Origin of the sequence: Enterococcus sp. AZ197 (genome assembly GCF_050556405.1) — a bacterium.
Taxonomy (GTDB): domain Bacteria; phylum Bacillota; class Bacilli; order Lactobacillales; family Enterococcaceae; genus Enterococcus; species Enterococcus faecalis.
Window position 1 is genome coordinate 133,363 of the sequence record NZ_CP187873.1, and the last position, 18,868, is coordinate 152,230.

Below are 18,868 nucleotides of genomic sequence, written 5' to 3' on the forward strand. Positions count from 1 at the left end.
GTGGAGGTTCTTTTTTAGAATAGATATGCTTGATCAATTTTTTGGTTCAACAGTTTTTTTTCGTCTGGCGATAAAAAAGCACCTGCAAGCGCATTTTTAGTGAGTTGCTTCATTTCGTCATAACTTAATTGATACCAAGTGGCCAATTTCATGAATTCTTTCGTTAACGTAGTATCTGAAACAGTGCGATTATCGGTATTGATGCAGACGGCTAAGCCAGCCTCTATAAATTGTTGAAAAGGGTATTCAGCCAATGTTTTGACGGTGCCTGTTTGGAAGTTGCTAGTTGGACACATTTCTAAAAGAACCTTTTTTTCTTTTAAGAGCGCCAAGTATTCGGGTGTATCTTTCAAAGCAATACCGTGACCAATCCGAGTAGCACCTAAAGTGACAGCATCAGCGACGTTTTTGCCACAGCCGCATTCCCCAGCGTGGAGTGTTAATGGAATTGACAATTGGTTGGCTAAAGCTAATACGTCTTCAAATGTGTATGGAGGGAAATCGACTTCATTGCCAGCTAAATCAAAGCCGACAACGCCTGTCTCTCTGAAATCATGCGCTAAGTGAACGATTTTTTCTATGGCTTGTTGTTGGTCATGCCGCATGCCGCATAACAGTGCATTGCTTTTTACACCAAAATCTTCTTCGCCTTGTTTTAAGCCAGTTAAAACAGCGGTCACGATTTCAGGTAACCGTAAGCCTTTTTCTGTATGTTGCGAAGGCGCAAAACGTACCTCTATGTATGCCACGCCATCTTCTGCAGCTTGGCTAATCACGTCATACGCCGCTGCTTGCAAAGCTTCGGCCGTTTGTAGACAGGTTAGCACGAAGTCGAACCGAGTTAAATAATCATTCAAATCGGTGCATTTTTCAGGGGCAACCACTAACTCTTTCAAGGCTTGTTCGTCTTGGGGTAATGGAATGTTTTGTTTTTCAGCAATGGTGCGTAAAGTGGTTGGTCGAATCGACCCATCTAAGTGACAGTGCAGCTCGATTTTTGGTAATTGACGGACACGGGATTCTTCCATGAAAAAAATAGCCTCCATTTTCTTTTGTTTTTTAATCTTTTTAGTCTATTTCTTTTGTCTTTTTTTTGTTAAAATGTAAAAGATTCGATAAGTATTTTGAAGACTGTAACACGTCTACAAATGTCTGTCAATGCAAAAGGAGACGTTGGGAGGGGCGCGATGAAACTAACGATTAAAGAAATTGCTGATATGGCTGGTGTTTCTGTCACAACCGTCTCACAAATTCTGAATAATAAAGGGAGTCGTTTCAGTGAAAAAACCCGCAACAAGGTGTTGGCGGTAGTCGCTGAAAATCATTACAAACCAGATTACTTTGCTTCGAATGTAATCAACCGTCATTCCAAAACCATTGGTATGATTGTGCCAGATGTGACGGATTTCTTTTTCTCAAAAGTGATTGAAGGTGTAGAAACATATTTAAATTCGTTAGGCTACATGATTTTGTTATGCAATTCAAAGCATGATTCCGAGCAAGCGATGCAATATGTTAGCGAGTTGATTCATCGGTCGGTGGATGGCATTATTTTTGCCACGCCGAATGTTTTGCCAGAAAATCATATTTTAAAAGACCGACGAGAACATCCGATTCCTGTCATTCTTGTCGATCGTGGGATTAATCCACGAGATAGTGGACGATTAATCGTTAAAGAGTACGAAGGTGCTTATCAAGCGGTCCATCATTTGATTCAACAAGGGCATCAGCATATTGGCATGTTGCGTGAAAGTGCCGGCTATTATCGTTTAACGGAACGAGTGACGGCGTATCAGCATGCGTTACAGGACAACAATTTACCTTTTCGTCCGCATTATGTTTGTGCTGGGGAATTGAACTTGCATGGCGGCTATGCTGCGGCGAAAGAAGTTTTGAAAAATGAAGAAATCACAGCAATTTTTTGTGGCAATGATGAAATGGCGATGGGAGCTTATCAAGCCATTGAAGAAGCAGGTAAGAAAATTCCTGACGATATTTCGGTGGTTGGTTTTGATGGCTTGGAAATTTCCGAATATTTGGTGCCGAGTTTAACAACCGTCTATCAGCCGAGTTTTGATATTGGCTATTATGCAGCAAAATTTTTGGTGGAAGCTATTGCAGATCCAACAGGGAAAGTTCCGAATAAAGTTTTTGATGCGACGTTTATTGCTAGAAAAAGCACAAAACCGATTTAAAAAACAGCTTAGAAATAGAATGTTCGTGTTGTTTGCGTTTTCACAAGAAAAAAATAATAGTAAACTGGTTTACTAAATGGTTTAAAGCTGAACGATTTTGTTGTATAATACATTATCGGGAAATCGGAGGGAACGAATTCATGAGAATGGTAGACATTATTGAAAAGAAACGTGACGGGCATCAACTAACAAGCGAAGAAATTCAATTTATTATCAACGGATACACAGATGGTTCAATTCCAGATTATCAGGTAAGTGCCTTTTTAATGGCTGTTTTTTACCAAGATATGACAGACGAAGAAATTACACAAATGACGTTAGCAATGGTCCATTCAGGCGAAATTGTGGATCTTTCTTCTATAGAAGGAATCAAAGTCGACAAGCATTCTACAGGTGGCGTAGGCGACACTACGACGCTTATTTTAGCGCCATTAGTTGCTAGTGTCGGGGTCAATGTAGCAAAAATGTCTGGTCGTGGCTTAGGCTACACGGGCGGTACGTTGGATAAATTAGAAGCGATTCCTGGTTTTAAAGTTGAATTGACAGAAGAACGTTTTATTCAATTGGTCAACGATACAAAAGTGGCAGTAATTGGTCAGTCAGGTGATCTAGCACCAGCAGACAAAAAACTTTATGCGTTACGCGATGTGACCGCCACTGTTGACTCAATTCCATTAATTGCAAGTTCCATTATGAGTAAAAAAATTGCCGCAGGGGCAGATGCGATTGTCTTAGACGTGACTACTGGTGAAGGGGCCTTTATGAAAGACCTAGCAAGTGCTCGTCGATTAGCGGAAACAATGGTTCGCATTGGGAAACTGGCAAATCGCCAAACGATGGCAGTAATTTCAGACATGTCACAACCTTTAGGGGAGGCTATCGGAAATAGTTTAGAAATCGTTGAAGCAATCGAGACCTTGCAAGGAAATGGGCCAGAAGATTTAGTGGAGATGTGCTATGTCTTAGGAAGTCAGATGGTTGTTTTAGCTAAAAAAGCCGAGACGTTAGACGAAGCACGGGCTTTATTAGAAGAAGCATTAACAAGCGGTCGAGCGCTCGCAAAATTTAAAGAAATGATTGAAAATCAAGGCGGCGACAGTTCCGTTGTTGACCAGCCAGAAAAATTATTAACCGCAACTTATCAATTTGATTTACCTGCCAAAGAAACAGGCGTGGTACAAAAAATCGTTGCCAATGAAATTGGCGTTGCCGCAATGTTGCTGGGCGCTGGTCGGGCTACGAAAGAAGATACGATTGATTTTGCAGTTGGCTTGAAACTTCACAAAAAAGTAGGGAGCCCAGTTGAAAAAGGCGAATCATTACTAACCATTTATGCCAATCGTGAAGACGTGACAGAAGTCGAACAATTGCTTTATAAAAACATTGAAATTGGACCAACCGGCGAAGAGCCTATTTTGATTCACGATATTATTACGGAATAAAACAAAAAGAAAAGAGGAATTCTCATCATGGAATTAAACCGCATGATTGACCACACTATTTTGAAACCAGAAGCGACAGAAGCCGCTGTCCAAAAAATTATTGACGAAGCTAAGGAGTACAACTTTTTCTCTGTATGTATCAATCCTTGTTGGGTCGCTTTTGCTAGCGAGCAATTAGCAGATACCGACGTCGCTGTGTGTACCGTTATTGGCTTTCCTTTGGGGGCAAATACACCAGAAGTTAAAGCATACGAAGCAGCTGATGCAATTAAAAATGGTGCGAATGAAGTGGATATGGTGATTAATATTGGTGCATTAAAATCACAACAATACGATTACGTACGTCAAGACATTCAAGGCGTAGTAGATGCAGCCAAAGGAAAAGCGTTAGTCAAAGTGATTATTGAAACAGCATTATTAGCAGACGAAGAAAAAGTTAAAGCTTGTGAATTAGCCAAAGAAGCAGGTGCCGATTTCGTTAAAACATCTACTGGCTTCTCAACAGGCGGCGCTAAAGTAGCAGACATTCGTTTAATGCGTGAGACAGTTGGTCCTGACATGGGCGTTAAGGCTTCTGGTGGCGTGCATAATGCAGAAGAAGCGTTAGCAATGATTGAAGCTGGGGCAACACGCATCGGTGCAAGTACGGGTGTAGCAATTGTTTCTGGCGCAACTGGCGAAGGGTATTAATTCGTATTTCAAATTAAACGAAGGTGTGGCGAAAAAGATGACAGTAAAACAAGAATGGCTTGATTGTGCCGTAGAAGCATTGGCAAACGCCTATGTACCGTATTCTAACTTTCCTGTGGGCGCTTGCTTAGTGACTGCAGACGGGAAAATGTATCAAGGAGTCAACATTGAAAATGCCTCCTTTGGTTTAACAAATTGTGCAGAAAGAACGGCGATTTTTAAAGCCATTTCAGAAGATGAACGGACCTTCCAACATTTAGTTGTAGCAGGTAATACAGAGGCACCCATTTCTCCATGTGGCGCTTGTCGTCAAGTAATGGCTGAATTCTTTGATCCACAAATGCCGGTCACGCTAGTTGGTAAAGATGGCGCGACTAAAACAATGACAGTTGAGGCATTATTGCCCTATTCATTTACAGATAAAGATTTTTAAAAAAAGGACATAAGGTTTCGTTGGGCTCAAAGTAGATTTCAATAGCATAAATGCGAATGAAATAATAGATAAAATAGTAGGGGGCTTTTCGGAAAGTGAAACAAGCAAAATTTTTAGGTCTAGGATTGGCAGCAGTTGCCTTAACCATTGGGTTAGCTGCATGTGGCGGCAATAGCAAAAAGAACGCCAACACAAAAGGTGATCCACAACATAGTGTCGTAATGGTCACAGATACAGCCGGCATTGATGACAAATCTTTTAACCAATCTGCGTGGGAAGGAATGCAAGAGTGGGGCAAAGAGCACAAACTTCCAGAAGGACCTCAAGGGTATGCGTATATTCAATCAAATGAAGCATCTGATTATACATCAAACATTGACCAAGCCATTTCAAGTCAATTTAAAACGATTTTTGGCATTGGCTATTTACTAAAAAATGCAGTAGTAGATGCAGCGGACGCCAACCCAGAAACGAATTTCGTTCTAATCGACGATACAGTTAATGGGAAAAACAACGTCGCTTCTGCAACATTTAGAGATAATGAATCTGCGTATTTAGCAGGTGTGGCAGCAGCTAACACTACGAAAACCAACAAAGTAGGATTTATCGGCGGGGTTGAAGGACCCGTTATTGGCCGTTTCCAAGCTGGTTTTGAAAAAGGTGTAGCAGACGCTGGCAAAAAATTAGGCAAAGATATTCAAATTACGTCTACTTATGCAGGGACATTTGCAGACGCTTCAAAAGGACGGGCCTTAGCTTCTTCTATGTATCAAGCAGGTGCCGACATTATTTATCACGCAGCGGCGACTACAGGACAAGGAATCTTCCAAGAAGCCAAAGCGCTAAATGAAACAGGTTCAAAAGATAAAGTTTGGGTGATTGGTGTTGACCGTGACCAAAACGAAGACGGTAAATATACAACCAAAGATGGCAAGGATGATAACTTAACGTTAGCTTCAACCATTAAAGGGGTAAATATTGCTGTGAAAAAAATCTCTGATCTTGCATTAGAAGATAAATTCCCTGGCGGCGAACATTTAACTTATGGATTGAAAGATGGCGGTGTTGATTTAACAACAGAAGCCCTAAGCGATCAAGCCAAAACGGCAGTTAAAGAAGCCAAAGAACAAATCATCTCTGGTGACGTAAAAGTCCCAGACCAACCTTAGAAACAACTTAGTTGTTTAAATACATTAAACTATTTTTAGGAGGCTTTACAGAAATGAAAAAAGCAAAATTATTCGGTTTTAGTTTGATTGCATTAGGTTTATCAGTTTCACTTGCAGCATGTGGTGGTGGCAAAGGCAAAACCGCTGAAAGCGGCGGTGGCAAAGGGGATGCAGCGCATAGTGCTGTAATCATTACAGATACAGGCGGCGTGGATGACAAGTCGTTCAACCAATCTTCTTGGGAAGGATTGCAAGCTTGGGGTAAAGAACATGATTTACCAGAAGGTTCAAAAGGGTATGCATATATTCAATCGAATGATGCAGCTGACTATACAACGAATATTGACCAAGCGGTATCAAGTAAATTCAACACAATCTTTGGTATTGGCTACTTGCTAAAAGATGCAATTTCTTCTGCAGCAGATGCCAACCCTGATACAAACTTTGTTTTAATCGATGATCAAATCGATGGCAAAAAGAATGTCGTTTCTGCAACATTTAGAGATAATGAAGCAGCTTACTTAGCCGGTGTTGCTGCTGCAAACGAAACAAAAACGAACAAAGTCGGCTTTGTTGGTGGTGAAGAAGGGGTCGTAATTGACCGTTTCCAAGCTGGTTTTGAAAAAGGTGTGGCTGATGCTGCGAAAGAATTAGGTAAAGAAATTACTGTTGATACAAAATATGCGGCTTCATTTGCTGATCCTGCCAAAGGGAAAGCTTTAGCTGCTGCAATGTACCAAAACGGCGTTGATATCATCTTCCATGCTTCTGGTGCGACTGGACAAGGGGTCTTCCAAGAAGCAAAAGACTTGAATGAATCAGGTTCTGGCGACAAAGTTTGGGTAATCGGTGTTGACCGTGATCAAGATGCTGATGGCAAGTACAAAACAAAAGACGGCAAAGAAGACAACTTCACGTTAACTTCAACACTTAAAGGTGTCGGCACAGCGGTTCAAGATATTGCCAACCGTGCGTTAGAAGACAAATTCCCTGGTGGCGAACATTTAGTTTATGGATTAAAAGATGGTGGCGTTGACTTAACAGACGGCTATTTAAACGACAAAACAAAAGAAGCTGTTAAAACAGCAAAAGATAAAGTAATCTCAGGTGACGTAAAAGTCCCAGAAAAACCAGAATAATTTAAGCTCCTAAATGAAAAAAGAAGGGCTCATTATTGTTCCTTCTAAAAATGAAGTGGTCCTTGGCAGCGACGGCTGCCAAGGAAACCCTTTATGATGTTTGGATTTTTAACTAAATAGTTGAGGTTCTTCAACTACTTAGTTAAGGGTCAAAATTACCCTCTAAAGTATTGCCAATATAATTTTGTTAGGAAGTGAATAGACCTTGTCTCAAGAAGAAAACGTAATTGAGATGCGTAAAATCACCAAAGAATTTGGGACGTTCAAAGCCAACGACCAAATTGATTTACAAGTAAAACCTGGTGAAATCCACGCACTGCTAGGTGAAAATGGTGCAGGCAAGTCGACCTTGATGAATATCTTATCAGGGCTATTGGAACCGACCTCAGGTGAGATTTATATGAATGGCGAAAAAGTCAACATTACAAGTCCTACTGCAGCCAATCGTTTAGGAATCGGAATGGTCCATCAGCATTTTATGTTAGTTGAAGCCTTTACTGTGACTGAAAATATTATCTTAGGTAGTGAACCTACCCATGGCGGTATTTTAGACCGGAAAAAAGCGAAAAAAGAGATTGAAGAAGTGTCTAAGCAATACGGGTTGGATGTAAATCCCAATGCCTATATTCGCGATATTTCTGTGGGTATGCAACAACGGGTTGAAATTTTAAAGACCTTATATCGTGGTGCGAACGTTTTAATTTTTGACGAACCAACCGCAGTATTAACGCCACAAGAAATTGATGAATTAATGATTATTTTGAAAGAACTAACCGATGAAGGCAAATCGATCATTTTAATTACACATAAGTTAGATGAAATTAAAAAAGTGGCGGACCGTTGTACGGTTATTCGCCGGGGGCAAAGTATTGGCACCGTCAATGTGAAAGACGTTTCTTCGCAACAGTTAGCCGATATGATGGTGGGTCGTTCTGTTTCCTTCAAAACAGAGAAAAAACCAGCGCAACCGAAAGAAACAATTTTATCAATTAAAGATTTAGTAGTGAAAGAAAGCCGCGGCTTAGATGCAGTGAAAAATCTTAGCTTAGATGTCCGAGCAGGGGAAGTTGTTGGAATTGCGGGGATTGATGGCAATGGACAAACAGAATTAATCCAAGCCTTAGCAGGATTAACCAAAGTCGAAAACGGGTCCATTCATTTGAATGAAAAAGAGATTACTAATCGCAAACCTCGGGAAATTACGGAAATGGGTGTCGCCCACGTTCCTGAAGACCGACATAAATATGGCTTGGTATTAGAGATGACATTGGCTGAAAATATTGGCCTACAAACGTATTACCAAAAACCATACAGTTCAACAGGTATTTTAAACTATCGAATGATTAACAAACACGCCCGTGAATTAATTGAAGAATATGATGTACGGACTCCTAATGAACTAGTACCAGCTCGGGCGCTTTCAGGTGGGAATCAGCAAAAAGCAATTATTGCCCGAGAAGTGGACCGCGATCCAGATTTGTTGATTGTTTCTCAACCAACACGCGGTTTAGATGTCGGAGCTATTGAATACATTCATCGTCGACTAATTGAACAAAGAGATAAAAATAAAGCTGTTTTATTAGTAAGTTTTGAATTAGACGAAATTTTGAACGTTTCTGATCGTATCGCTGTTATTCATGCGGGGGAAATTGTCGGAATTGTTGATCCGAAAGAAACGACAGAAAATGAATTGGGCTTGTTAATGGCTGGCTACTCATTGGAAGAAGCCCGTGCTGAGTTATCAAAAGTAGAGGCAGGTGAAACTGTTGAATAATCGTTCTGAAAAAATAAGAAATATTTTAGTCCCTGTGTTATCTGTTATTATGGGTTTCCTCTTAGGGGCAATTATTATGGTTATCTTTGGCTATGACCCAGTGGCTGGGTATCAAGCGATGTTTGAAACAGCTTTCCAAGGAAAGAAAAGTATTGGTGAGATTTTTGTCACCGCAGCTCCGTTGATTTTTACCGCTTTAGGATTCTCGGTGGCAAATTCGGCTGGATTCTTTAATATCGGGCTTTCAGGACAAGCCTTATGTGGTTGGGTGGCTAGTATTTGGGTCGCTTTATCCATGCCTGATGCACCCCGGATGATTGCGTTGCCGGTGGCGATTATTGTTGGCGCAGTTGCAGGAGCTTTAGCAGCAGCCATTCCAGGTTTCTTGCGTGCCTATTTTGGGACGAGTGAAGTTATTGTTACGATTATGTTGAATTATATTTTATTGTACACAGGAAATCATATTGCTAATAATGTCATGAAACCAAGTATTATGGCGAACAAAGGGATCACCAAAATGATTGGTGCGAATGCATCATTACGCTCACCGTTTTTAACAAGTATCAGTGATGGCTCTCGTTTGAACATCGGCATTTTCCTGGCCTTCATTTTCCTTATTCTTGTGTGGTTCTTGATGAAAAAAACAACGCTTGGTTTTGAAATTCGGTCGGTGGGGTTAAACCCATTTGCTTCTGAATATGCTGGAATGAGCAGCAAGCGAACGATTATTTTATCCATGATGATTTCAGGAACGCTAGCTGGCTTAGGTGGTGCGGTCCAAGGATTGGGAACTTTCCAAAACTTCTTTATTCAAAACACATCGTTGAGCATTGGGTTCGATGGTATGGCCGTGTCTCTATTAGGAGCAGGTAGCTCAATCGGGATTTTACTTTCCGCATTACTGTTCGGGATGTTAAAGCTTGGTGGACAAGGGATGCCGTTGATAGCTGGTGTACCAACCGAATTAGTTGATGTTGTTATTGCAGCGATTATTTTCTTTGTGGGAATTAGTTATTTAATTCGTTTCTTGTTAGCAAAAGCGTCTGGTAGTAAAAAAGAAGTAGCGATTGTAGAAACAATTGAAGCGGCGCCAGACAAAAACAATCAAGAGGGGGGAGACATCTAATGGATTTAGCAACAATTTCCTCAATCATCACGCAAACATTAGTGTATGCAACTCCGCTCATCTTGACAGCATTAGGCGGAACGTTCTCAGAACGAAGTGGTGTGGTTAACGTTGGTTTGGAAGGTATTATGGTAATGGGCGCTTTCAGTTCGGTCGTTTTTAACTTGACGTTTGCTGATACATTTGGCGCGGCGACACCATGGATTGCTTGTTTAGTAGGAGGCGTTGTCGGGATTGTCTTTTCTCTCTTACATGCCGTTGCAACTATTAACTTACGAGCAGATCATATTATCAGTGGTACTGTCATTAACTTGATGGCACCGGCGCTAGGGGTTTTCCTAGTAAAAGTTATTTATCAAAAAGGACAAACAGATATGATTACACAATCATTTGGTTATTTTTCTTTCCCAGGATTGTCAAAAATTCCAGTGATTGGTGAACTATTCTTTGCAAAAACCTCTTTACCAGCTTTCGTAGCAATTTTGATTGCGATTTTAGCTTGGTTTGTCATTTTTAAAACACGTTTTGGCTTACGGTTACGTTCTGTGGGGGAACATCCACAAGCGGCAGATACATTGGGAATTAATGTCTACTTAATGCGTTATTCTGGCGTCTTGTTATCCGGCTTCTTAGGCGGTATGGGCGGAGCTGTCTTTGCTCAAAGTATTGCGGGTCGTTTCGGGATTACCACAATTGCAGGACAAGGGTTTATTTCAATGGCCGCAATGATCTTTGGTAAATGGAATCCACTTGGGGCAATGGGCGCAGCCTTATTCTTTGGTTTTGCACAAAACTTAAGTATTGCTGGGGAAAACTTACCAATTATTTCAGAAATTCCAAAAGTTTATCTACAAGCAGCACCATACGTATTGACCATTTTAGTCCTAGTTGTGTTCTTCGGAAAATCATCGGGACCAAAAGCGAACGGGAAAAATTACGTCAAAACGAAATAAGAAAAGAAATGGGCCCTCCGTCAAAGCGACGGAGGACCCATTTCTTTTCTTAGGATAATCAGTTGAACACAAGCGACATTAGGCACTGCTTCATTGCAAAAAAGCGAGTTGATAAAGGTAACTTTTCTTTTGGCTGTTTTTTACAATTCGAAGGAAGTGTCGAAATTTTGAAAAAACCAAACAGGTCTAGCAGCTTTTTTTCAAAAATCGTTGGTTTTTCTGCTATACTTTTGTTTGTAGTAAGAATAGGAAAAGTGGAGGACGTTCAATGAATAAAACACGTGTAGAAGCATTTAGTGATGCAGTCATTGCCATCATCATGACCATCATGATTTTAGAAATTAAGACTCCTCAAGTGGGTGTTTTGGCAGGTTTGATAGAAAATATCCCCTATTTTTTATCGTTTATTGTCAGTTTTATTTTTATCTGTATCGCTTGGTACAATCATCATTACATAATGTCCGTAACTCATTGGTTTTCTAAAAAAGCGTTTTGGGCAAATAATTTTTGGTTATTCTCCATGGCCTTCATTCCGGTAGCAACTGCTTGGGTGAGTGAATTTTGGTGGATGCGGGCACCTGTTTATTTTTATCTTGTTGTGTATACGGTTTGGGATTTTGCCTACTTCTTGTTAACAAGGATCATTTATGAAGACAATGCAGTGAAAGATCCACAGGGTGCAGCTAAGTTAAGAAAATCGAAATCTTATAGTAAGGCAACAAAAATCATTCATCTTTGTCTTTTCGCAATCGGATATATCGGCATTTATTTTTATCCGCCCATTGGCATTGGTGTGATTTTATCAGAAGCGGTTATCTGGTATTTAAATGTGCCAAAAGAGGGAGACCGCTTGGAGTGTTAAAAGTTTCGATGGCATAAAGAGTAGTGTTCTTTTTAAGGAGCAGGCTATTCGAAAAAAACAATAAAAAAGTTTCCTAATTACGGTGGGAGACTTTTTTCTTTCAGTTTTTAAGCCCTGCTAAAATCGAAGGAATCAGTGAAAATTTTAATGCTCTTTCAGGCAATAATAGCGGATTCATGGTATAATTGAAGAGCTGAGAATAAATAGATTATTCTGTTTGATTCTCGAGACTATTTAAAAGGCTAGCGTAAAATAATTGTCATTCTTGACGTATTTACGACCTTAGAGGAGGAAGCAAGTGTGTTTAAACGTGTTCATTTAATCGTACTAGATTCAGTCGGTATTGGTGAAGCACCAGATGCTGAAAAATTTGGAGATGTCGGCAGTGATACACTGGGTCATATTGCCAAAGAAGCGGGACTAACCATTCCTCATTTAGAAAAACTTGGATTGGGAACTATTGCTCCTTTAACAGGTGTCAAAGCAGTGGCAGACCACGATGGCTATGCCACCAAATTAGAAGAAATTTCTGTTGGAAAAGATACTATGACCGGTCACTGGGAAATTATGGGCTTGAACATCAAAAAACCTTTTCGGGTATTCCCAAACGGCTTTCCTGAAGAATTGCTGAAACAAATTGAAGATTTTTCTGGGCGAAAAGTTGTTTGTAACAAACCATATAGCGGGACAGCGGTCATTGATGATTATGGCGAACATCAAATGAAAACAGGGGATTTAATTGTTTATACTTCAGCAGACCCTGTTTTACAAATTGCGGCGCATGAAGACATTATTCCATTAGAAGAATTGTATAAAATTTGTCAATATGTTCGTGACATTACGAAAGACGAACCTTATATGATTGGTCGGATTATCGCTCGCCCGTATGTTGGTGAACCAGGTAATTTCACTCGAACCAGTAACCGTCATGACTATGCTTTAGATCCTTTTGGCCATACTGTTTTAGATTCGTTGAAAGAAAACGGCAATGATGTGATCGCTGTTGGGAAAATTAACGACATCTTTAATGGACAAGGAATTACTGAAGCTATCCGCACGAAGAGCAATATGGATGGGGTGGATCAATTATTAACGGTCATGAACAAAGATTTCACAGGTTTAAGTTTTACTAACTTAGTGGATTTCGATGCGCTGTATGGCCACCGTCGTGATGTGAAGGGCTATGCAAAAGCCATCGAAGATTTTGATGGTCGTTTGCCAGAGATTATGGCAGCTATGGCCGAAGATGATTTGCTTTTAATTACAGCAGATCACGGGAATGACCCAACTTTCCCAGGAACAGACCACACACGTGAATATGTGCCTTTATTGGCTTATAGTAAAAAAATGACAAAACAAGGCAGCTTGCCACAAGGATTTTATTCAGATATTTCAGCAACGATTGCTGAAAACTTTGAAGTTCCTGCAACGGAAAACGGTCAAAGCTTTTTAAATCAATTACAATAATTCGAGGAGGCAACACATGACAACGTTAACGAACCATTTAAACGAAACAACTGAGTTTTTGAAAGAAAAAGGGGTGCAACAAGCAGACTTCGGTCTAATCTTAGGTTCTGGGTTAGGTGAATTAGCTAATGAAATAACCGATGCGATTGCTATTCCTTTCTCTGAAATTCCCCATTTTTCTGTTTCAACAGTCGTTGGACATGCTGGACAATTAGTTTACGGAACGCTTTCTGGAAAAAAAGTTTTGGCGATGCAAGGACGTTTTCATTATTATGAAGGACATTCGATGCAAACGGTCACTTATCCCGTTCGTGTGATGGCTGCTTTAGGCATTCATTCAATGATTGTAACCAACGCAGCTGGTGGCGTAAATGAAACATATACACCGGGGAATTTGATGTTAATCAATGACCACATTAATTTTACAGGCGATAATCCGTTAATTGGTGAAAATGATGAAGAAATCGGGCCGCGTTTTCCAGATATGAGTCATGCTTACACGCAAGAATATCGGGAAGTGGCAAAAAAAGTGGCTGCGGAACAAAATATTGATTTAAAAGAAGGCGTGTATATGGGCTTTTCTGGCCCGACATATGAAACGCCTGCAGAAATTCGGATGTCACGGACGATGGGTGCAGATGCAGTTGGCATGTCAACTGTTTCGGAGGTCATTGTAGCTGTGCATAGTGGCATGAAAGTACTAGGCATCTCTTGTATTACGAATTTAGCAGCTGGTATGCAAAGTAGTTTAAATCATGCAGAAGTAGTTGAAACAACTGAACGCGTTAAAGGACAATTCAAAGAGTTAGTGAAAGCAACACTAGCAGCTTTATAAAAAAGGAGTAAACCAGAATGAGTGTGCATATCGAAGCAAAACCAGGTGAAATCGCCGATAAAATTTTACTACCAGGGGATCCCCTCCGAGCAAAATATATTGCGGAAACTTTTTTGGAGAATCCTGTCTGCTATAATCAAGTTCGTGGGATGTTAGGTTACACAGGAACATATAAGGGACAGCGTGTTTCGGTCCAAGGAACAGGGATGGGGATGCCTTCAGCAGGTATTTATGCCCATGAGTTAATTAACTCTTACGATGTGAAGAAGTTAATTCGTGTTGGTACGTGTGGTTCTATTTCAGAAAAAGTCAACGTTCGTGAATTAGTTATCGCACAAGCAGCAGCGACACCTTCTTCCGCGATTCGCAATGATTTTCCTAAATATGATTTTCCACAAATTGCGAGCTTTGATCTTTTACTCAAATCTTACGAAATTGCTAAAGCAAAAGGCTTTACTACCCATGTTGGTAACGTATTGTCAGATGATGTTTTTTACAAAGATAGCTTAGATGATGTCTTTCGTTTAGGTCGATACGGGGTATTAGCGATTGAAATGGAAGCGGCAATGTTATATTATTTAGCAGCAAAATTTGATGTAGAAGCATTGGCGATTATGACGGTGAGTGATAGCTTGGTGACAGGCGAAGAAACAACGGCAGAAGAACGCCAAACGACGTTTAATGAAATGATTGAAGTTGGTTTAGAAACGGCAATTGCTAATTAAAAAAATGCTTGGATGATTATTTTCATCCAAGCATTTTTTTAATTTAAGAGCGCTTTTTTTACATCTTCAACAATTTGAGTATTCGCAATAGGTCCGTTGTATAACCAACTACTTTTTTTATCATAGGTATGAACTTGGTTATTTTTCACAGCAGGTAAGTTCTTCCAAATTGCTTCTTGGAAAAGAGGTGCTGATTCATCGCTGTTTACAAGGAAAATGTGGTCTGCGTCAAGCTCAGCTAATTTTTCTAAAGAAACTTGATTCCAATCCGCAGTAGCATTTTTAGAAATTTCTTCCACTAATTTTGGAACTTGGAGACCTAAGTCCTGATAGAGCACGGTTCCGCTTGAGCGATTATCGCTAACCATAAAGACTTGGTTGTTGGTTACCCATAAGACTGCCGCAGATTTGCCAGCATCTTTTTTGCCAAGGTCTTCTTGGACGCCTTTGGTTAAGGTATCATAATCTTCTAACACTTTTTTCGCTTGTTCTTTTTTATCTAAAACAGTGGCAATATCTTCCAATTGATCACGCCAAGTGACATTTTCGCCGTTTTTGACTACATAAGTTGGCGCAATTTTACTGTATTCTTTGTATTTACCGCCTTCAACTAGAGCAGATGAACTGATTAATAATAAGTCAGGTTCAAATTTTAGAACCGCTTCATATGGCAAGTCATAGGAAATAGTGGGGACATCTTTCAATTCTTTCGCTAAATAATCTTGAATGCTGCCTTGTCCAACTGTCCATTGTGCCACTGGTTTTTCTCCTAATGCAACTAGATAATCTTCTAAATAACTCGCAATAATCCGTTTGGGTTTCGCGGGGACGGTTACTTTATTGCCTAAGGTATCTGTTACTTCATGTGTTTTGTCAGCGTTGTTGGCTTCTTTATTCGTATTACCACAAGCTGCGAGTAAGAATGAACCAAGAAGAAGGGTTGTACCAATTAGGACCGTCTTTTTTAAAAGTTTCATTGTGTAACTCCTTTATTTTTAGTTGATAACGATTCTCATTATCAGTTAAAAACGACCGTTTGTCAATCATCGCTTGCTTTTTTTGAGCAAATAAGTTGCATTTTTTAGATAATTCGTTTTTTGATTGGAAGAAACATTGCTTTTTAAGGAAGGGTCTTTTATAATCAAGGAACAATGAGTGAGAACGATTCTCAATAAATGTAAAATAACGACAGAAAAATTAAAGAGGAATGGTTATGAATTATTTAGAGGCAGAGGACTTAACTACAGGATATGGTCGTCAAGTGATTAGTGAAGCGCTGAACTGTTCATTTGAAGCGGGAACTATTACAAGTATTATTGGACCAAATGGTTGTGGCAAATCGACCTTGTTAAAAACACTTGCGCGTATTTTGCCAGCTGAGAAAGGCAAGGTGTTCATTAAGAACCAAGAACTTCAACATTTTTCTTCAAAAGAAGTAGCACAAGAACTAGCGATCTTATCACAAACGCCAGAAAATACAATCGATTTATCTGTTTTTGACCTCGTCTCTTTCGGGCGATATCCTTATCAATCGGGCTGGAAAAGTGTCACCACAGAAGATCAAGAGTACATACAATGGGCATTAGAATTAACAGGCTTAACTGAGTTAGCTAGAGAGTCTGTGGCAATTTTATCAGGTGGGCAACGCCAACGGGTTTGGATTGCTATGGCGCTAGTGCAGGATACAGATATTTTAATTTTAGATGAACCGACCACCTATTTGGATCCAGCGCATCAGCTAGAAATTTTAAATGTGTTAAAACGAATTAATCAAGAACATCAGAAAACCATCGTGATGACGATTCATGATATTAATTTAGCTTCTCGTTTTTCTGATCGCGTGATTGCGATGAAAGAGGGAAAGATTATCAATGAGGGAACACCGCAAGAAGTGATTACTGTTACTGGCTTAGCAGATGTTTTCGCTATTCAAGTAGAAATTAGTTATCATAGTCAGACACAGCGGCCACTAGTGCTTTCTTATGAGTTGATGGAAATGGAGCTGGATGGATGAAAGGCATAAGCGGATTTTATAGACACCAATGGCAAGTGTTACTTGTCTGTCTTTTTTTGCTAATTGGGACAATGCTTCTGTCATTGATGTTTGGTGCGACGTCGGTTTCGATTCAAACGATTATTGAATCATTTACGCACTTCGATGCGACCAATCAAGCGCATCAAGTCATCCAAACGGTTCGGTTGCCGCGGATTTTAGGGGCCGCTTTTGTGGGAGCAAGTTTAGCAGTGAGTGGGGCGTTAGCGCAAGGGATTACACAAAACCCATTGGCAGATTCTGGCTTGCTGGGTATCAATGCTGGGGCTGGCTTGGGCTTAGCGCTTGTTTTTGCTTTCCTCCCTCAGGCAAGTTATTGGTGGCTTTTAGTTGTTTCTTTTCTTGGTGCCGGCGTGAGTGTGGCACTGATTTATTATCTTTCTAATCATTCAATTCGAGGAGCAAGCCCCATGCGTCTGACCTTGGTGGGGGCTGGTATTAGTGCCCTTTTTTTATCATTTAGTCAATTCTTAGCCATTCAGTTCAATTTGAGTCAAGAGTTAACGTTTTGGTTTCTTGGCGGTGTCAGCGTTATTTCTTGGGCACAATTAAAAATAGTCGTTCCTATCTTTCTGGGCGCATTTGCATTAGCAATTCTGATTAGTCCGTCGGTGACTATTTTACGGTTTGGCGATGATGCAACAATTGGTTTGGGGCGAAATCCGCAGCGTATTCGGTTGTTTGCCAGTATAACGATTTTGCTTTTATCAGGATTGTCTGTGGCGCTGGTTGGCTCGGTCAGTTTTGTTGGTTTGGTGGTGCCTCATGTGATGCGAACAGTTTCTGGAGAAAATTACCGTCGCTTGATTCCGTTCTCAGCGTTAGGCGGTGCGCTCCTCGTTTTGGTGGCAGATTTAATCGCTCGAATGGTGAATCCGCCTTTTGAAACACCATTTGGGATTATCACGGCCTTAATTGGCATCCCATTCTTTCTTTATTTATTTCGTAAAGGAGGGCAACTAGGATGACACAGAAAAAAGTGTCCCGTTGGGTGGCTATCTTAATAGTTGGGATTATCCTAACTGCTTGTATCAGTTTAACGCAAGGGGAATTATCTGTTTCCTTCATGGATTTAAAAGCCCTTCTTTTGGGACAGGGAAGTCAGGCCAAACAACTGTTAGTTTGGGATTTTCGGTTACCACGGATTGTGCTTGCGGTCCTAGCGGGCGCAGCTTTAGGCTTAAGCGGCGCTATTCTTCAAGGGATTACTCGGAATCCGTTAGCAGATACTGGGATTTTAGGCATTAATGCGGGTGCGGGTTTGGCAGTGATTTTGTTTATTAGTTTTGTTGAGACGACAAGTATCACGACGTTTGCACTTCCGCTCGTGGCCTTAGTTGGCGGCTTGCTAGCGGCTGTTGGGATTTTGGTAATTGCGTATCATCATCGTTTAGGATTGACGCCAGTTCGAATGGTCTTAGCGGGTGTCATTTTGAGTACGGGTATTTCAGCACTCACCTTATTAATTACATCAAAAATTGACACTGAAAAGTACCGTTTTGTTACAATGTGGCAAGCAGGCAGTATCTGGGGCAGTAATTGGTTCTTTGTGGGCGCTTTGTTGCCTTGGCTAGTCATCGGGTTCTTTTTTGCGATGAAGCGTCATCGTCTGTTGGATATTTTACAATTGGGGGACGAAACAGCTATTTCTGTAGGTATTGCTGTGAAAAAAGAACGAATCGTTTCGTTGCTGTTAGCGGTGATGTTGGCGGCATCAGCGATTTCCGTTACAGGGGGAATTAATTTTTTAGGTTTACTTGCGCCACATATTGCTCGCAAATGTGGTTTTACGCAACAAAAACAGGTATTGCCATTGGCGGCGTTGTTTGGGAGTTTACTTTTATTGGTTAGTGATACGATTGGTCGGCTATTGCCTGGCAATGGAGAAATGCCTGCAGGGATTATTGTTGCGATCATCGGTGCGCCTTATTTTCTTTATTTGTTAATCAAAACAAGCGATTCGTTATAAAAAAGAATCAAAAGCTGGGTCAATCGGTCGTTGTGA

Annotated in this window: 18 protein-coding genes; 16 read left to right on the forward strand and 2 right to left on the reverse strand. The window is 40.5% G+C overall.

Annotated elements, in window-relative coordinates:
• Positions 1-14: 14 nt before the first annotated feature.
• Positions 15-1,046, reverse strand: a complete 1,032-nt coding sequence (gene add / locus IGK82_RS00560; protein ID WP_002356163.1) for an adenosine deaminase — start codon at positions 1,044-1,046, stop codon at positions 15-17.
• 141 nt (positions 1,047-1,187) lie between these two features.
• Between add and IGK82_RS00565 the strand changes: the two genes are divergently transcribed.
• The 13 genes from IGK82_RS00565 (at position 1,188) to deoD (ending at position 14,810) form a co-directional block, all read left to right on the forward strand.
• On the forward strand, positions 1,188-2,195 hold the full coding sequence (locus IGK82_RS00565; RefSeq protein WP_002356164.1) for a substrate-binding domain-containing protein: 1,008 nt from the start codon (positions 1,188-1,190) through the stop codon (positions 2,193-2,195).
• A gap of 140 nt (positions 2,196-2,335) precedes the next feature.
• The gene (locus IGK82_RS00570) at positions 2,336-3,637 is read left to right on the forward strand and encodes a pyrimidine-nucleoside phosphorylase (RefSeq protein ID WP_002356165.1); all 1,302 of its coding nucleotides are present in this window, start codon (positions 2,336-2,338) and stop codon (positions 3,635-3,637) included.
• A 27-nt stretch (positions 3,638-3,664) separates the two neighbouring features.
• Positions 3,665-4,327: a deoxyribose-phosphate aldolase gene (gene deoC, locus IGK82_RS00575; RefSeq protein ID WP_430605132.1), complete on the forward strand. Its 663-nt coding sequence runs from the start codon at positions 3,665-3,667 to the stop codon at positions 4,325-4,327.
• Complete coding sequence (locus IGK82_RS00580) at positions 4,296-4,760, forward strand: cytidine deaminase (protein ID WP_016622152.1); 465 nt, start codon at positions 4,296-4,298, stop codon at positions 4,758-4,760. Before deoC ends, IGK82_RS00580 begins: the two co-directional genes overlap by 32 nt.
• A gap of 95 nt (positions 4,761-4,855) precedes the next feature.
• Positions 4,856-5,929 carry a BMP family lipoprotein gene (locus IGK82_RS00585; RefSeq protein WP_002356168.1) on the forward strand — a complete coding sequence of 358 codons (1,074 nt, stop codon included), beginning with the start codon at positions 4,856-4,858 and terminating at the stop codon, positions 5,927-5,929.
• Between the two features lie 53 nt (positions 5,930-5,982).
• Entirely contained in the window at positions 5,983-7,068 is a 1,086-nt protein-coding gene (locus tag IGK82_RS00590) for a BMP family lipoprotein (RefSeq protein ID WP_002356169.1), read from the forward strand.
• Between the two features lie 205 nt (positions 7,069-7,273).
• Entirely contained in the window at positions 7,274-8,842 is a 1,569-nt protein-coding gene (locus IGK82_RS00595) for an ABC transporter ATP-binding protein (protein ID WP_002381361.1), read from the forward strand.
• Positions 8,835-9,968, forward strand: a complete 1,134-nt coding sequence (locus IGK82_RS00600) for an ABC transporter permease (protein WP_002356171.1) — start codon at positions 8,835-8,837, stop codon at positions 9,966-9,968. The genes IGK82_RS00595 and IGK82_RS00600 overlap by 8 nt, the downstream gene beginning before the upstream one ends.
• The gene (locus IGK82_RS00605) at positions 9,968-10,921 is read left to right on the forward strand and encodes an ABC transporter permease (protein WP_430605133.1); all 954 of its coding nucleotides are present in this window, start codon (positions 9,968-9,970) and stop codon (positions 10,919-10,921) included. Before IGK82_RS00600 ends, IGK82_RS00605 begins: the two co-directional genes overlap by 1 nt.
• 268 nt (positions 10,922-11,189) lie before the next feature.
• A complete protein-coding gene (locus IGK82_RS00610; RefSeq protein ID WP_002359336.1) occupies positions 11,190-11,783 on the forward strand; it encodes a TMEM175 family protein in 594 nt (197 codons plus the stop codon).
• Positions 11,784-12,083: 300 nt separating this feature from the next.
• Entirely contained in the window at positions 12,084-13,250 is a 1,167-nt protein-coding gene (gene deoB / locus IGK82_RS00615) for a phosphopentomutase (RefSeq protein WP_002356179.1), read from the forward strand.
• A gap of 16 nt (positions 13,251-13,266) precedes the next feature.
• Entirely contained in the window at positions 13,267-14,085 is an 819-nt protein-coding gene (locus tag IGK82_RS00620; RefSeq protein WP_002356180.1) for a purine-nucleoside phosphorylase, read from the forward strand.
• A 17-nt stretch (positions 14,086-14,102) separates the two neighbouring features.
• Positions 14,103-14,810: a purine-nucleoside phosphorylase gene (gene deoD, locus IGK82_RS00625; RefSeq protein WP_002359338.1), complete on the forward strand. Its 708-nt coding sequence runs from the start codon at positions 14,103-14,105 to the stop codon at positions 14,808-14,810.
• A gap of 38 nt (positions 14,811-14,848) precedes the next feature.
• Here the strand turns inward: deoD and IGK82_RS00630 are convergent, their stop codons facing one another.
• Positions 14,849-15,787 carry an iron-hydroxamate ABC transporter substrate-binding protein gene (locus tag IGK82_RS00630; protein ID WP_002361532.1) on the reverse strand — a complete coding sequence of 313 codons (939 nt, stop codon included), beginning with the start codon at positions 15,785-15,787 and terminating at the stop codon, positions 14,849-14,851.
• A 230-nt stretch (positions 15,788-16,017) separates the two neighbouring features.
• Here IGK82_RS00630 and IGK82_RS00635 point away from each other — a divergent pair, with 230 nt between their 5' ends.
• From IGK82_RS00635 to IGK82_RS00645, 3 genes are read left to right on the forward strand one after another with little or no spacing between them, the layout of a single operon-like run.
• Positions 16,018-16,824 carry an ABC transporter ATP-binding protein gene (locus IGK82_RS00635; protein WP_016622150.1) on the forward strand — a complete coding sequence of 269 codons (807 nt, stop codon included), beginning with the start codon at positions 16,018-16,020 and terminating at the stop codon, positions 16,822-16,824.
• Positions 16,821-17,831 carry a FecCD family ABC transporter permease gene (locus tag IGK82_RS00640; RefSeq protein ID WP_002368567.1) on the forward strand — a complete coding sequence of 337 codons (1,011 nt, stop codon included), beginning with the start codon at positions 16,821-16,823 and terminating at the stop codon, positions 17,829-17,831. Before IGK82_RS00635 ends, IGK82_RS00640 begins: the two co-directional genes overlap by 4 nt.
• Entirely contained in the window at positions 17,828-18,832 is a 1,005-nt protein-coding gene (locus IGK82_RS00645) for a FecCD family ABC transporter permease (protein ID WP_002392918.1), read from the forward strand. The genes IGK82_RS00640 and IGK82_RS00645 overlap by 4 nt, the downstream gene beginning before the upstream one ends.
• Positions 18,833-18,868 lie beyond the last annotated feature (36 nt).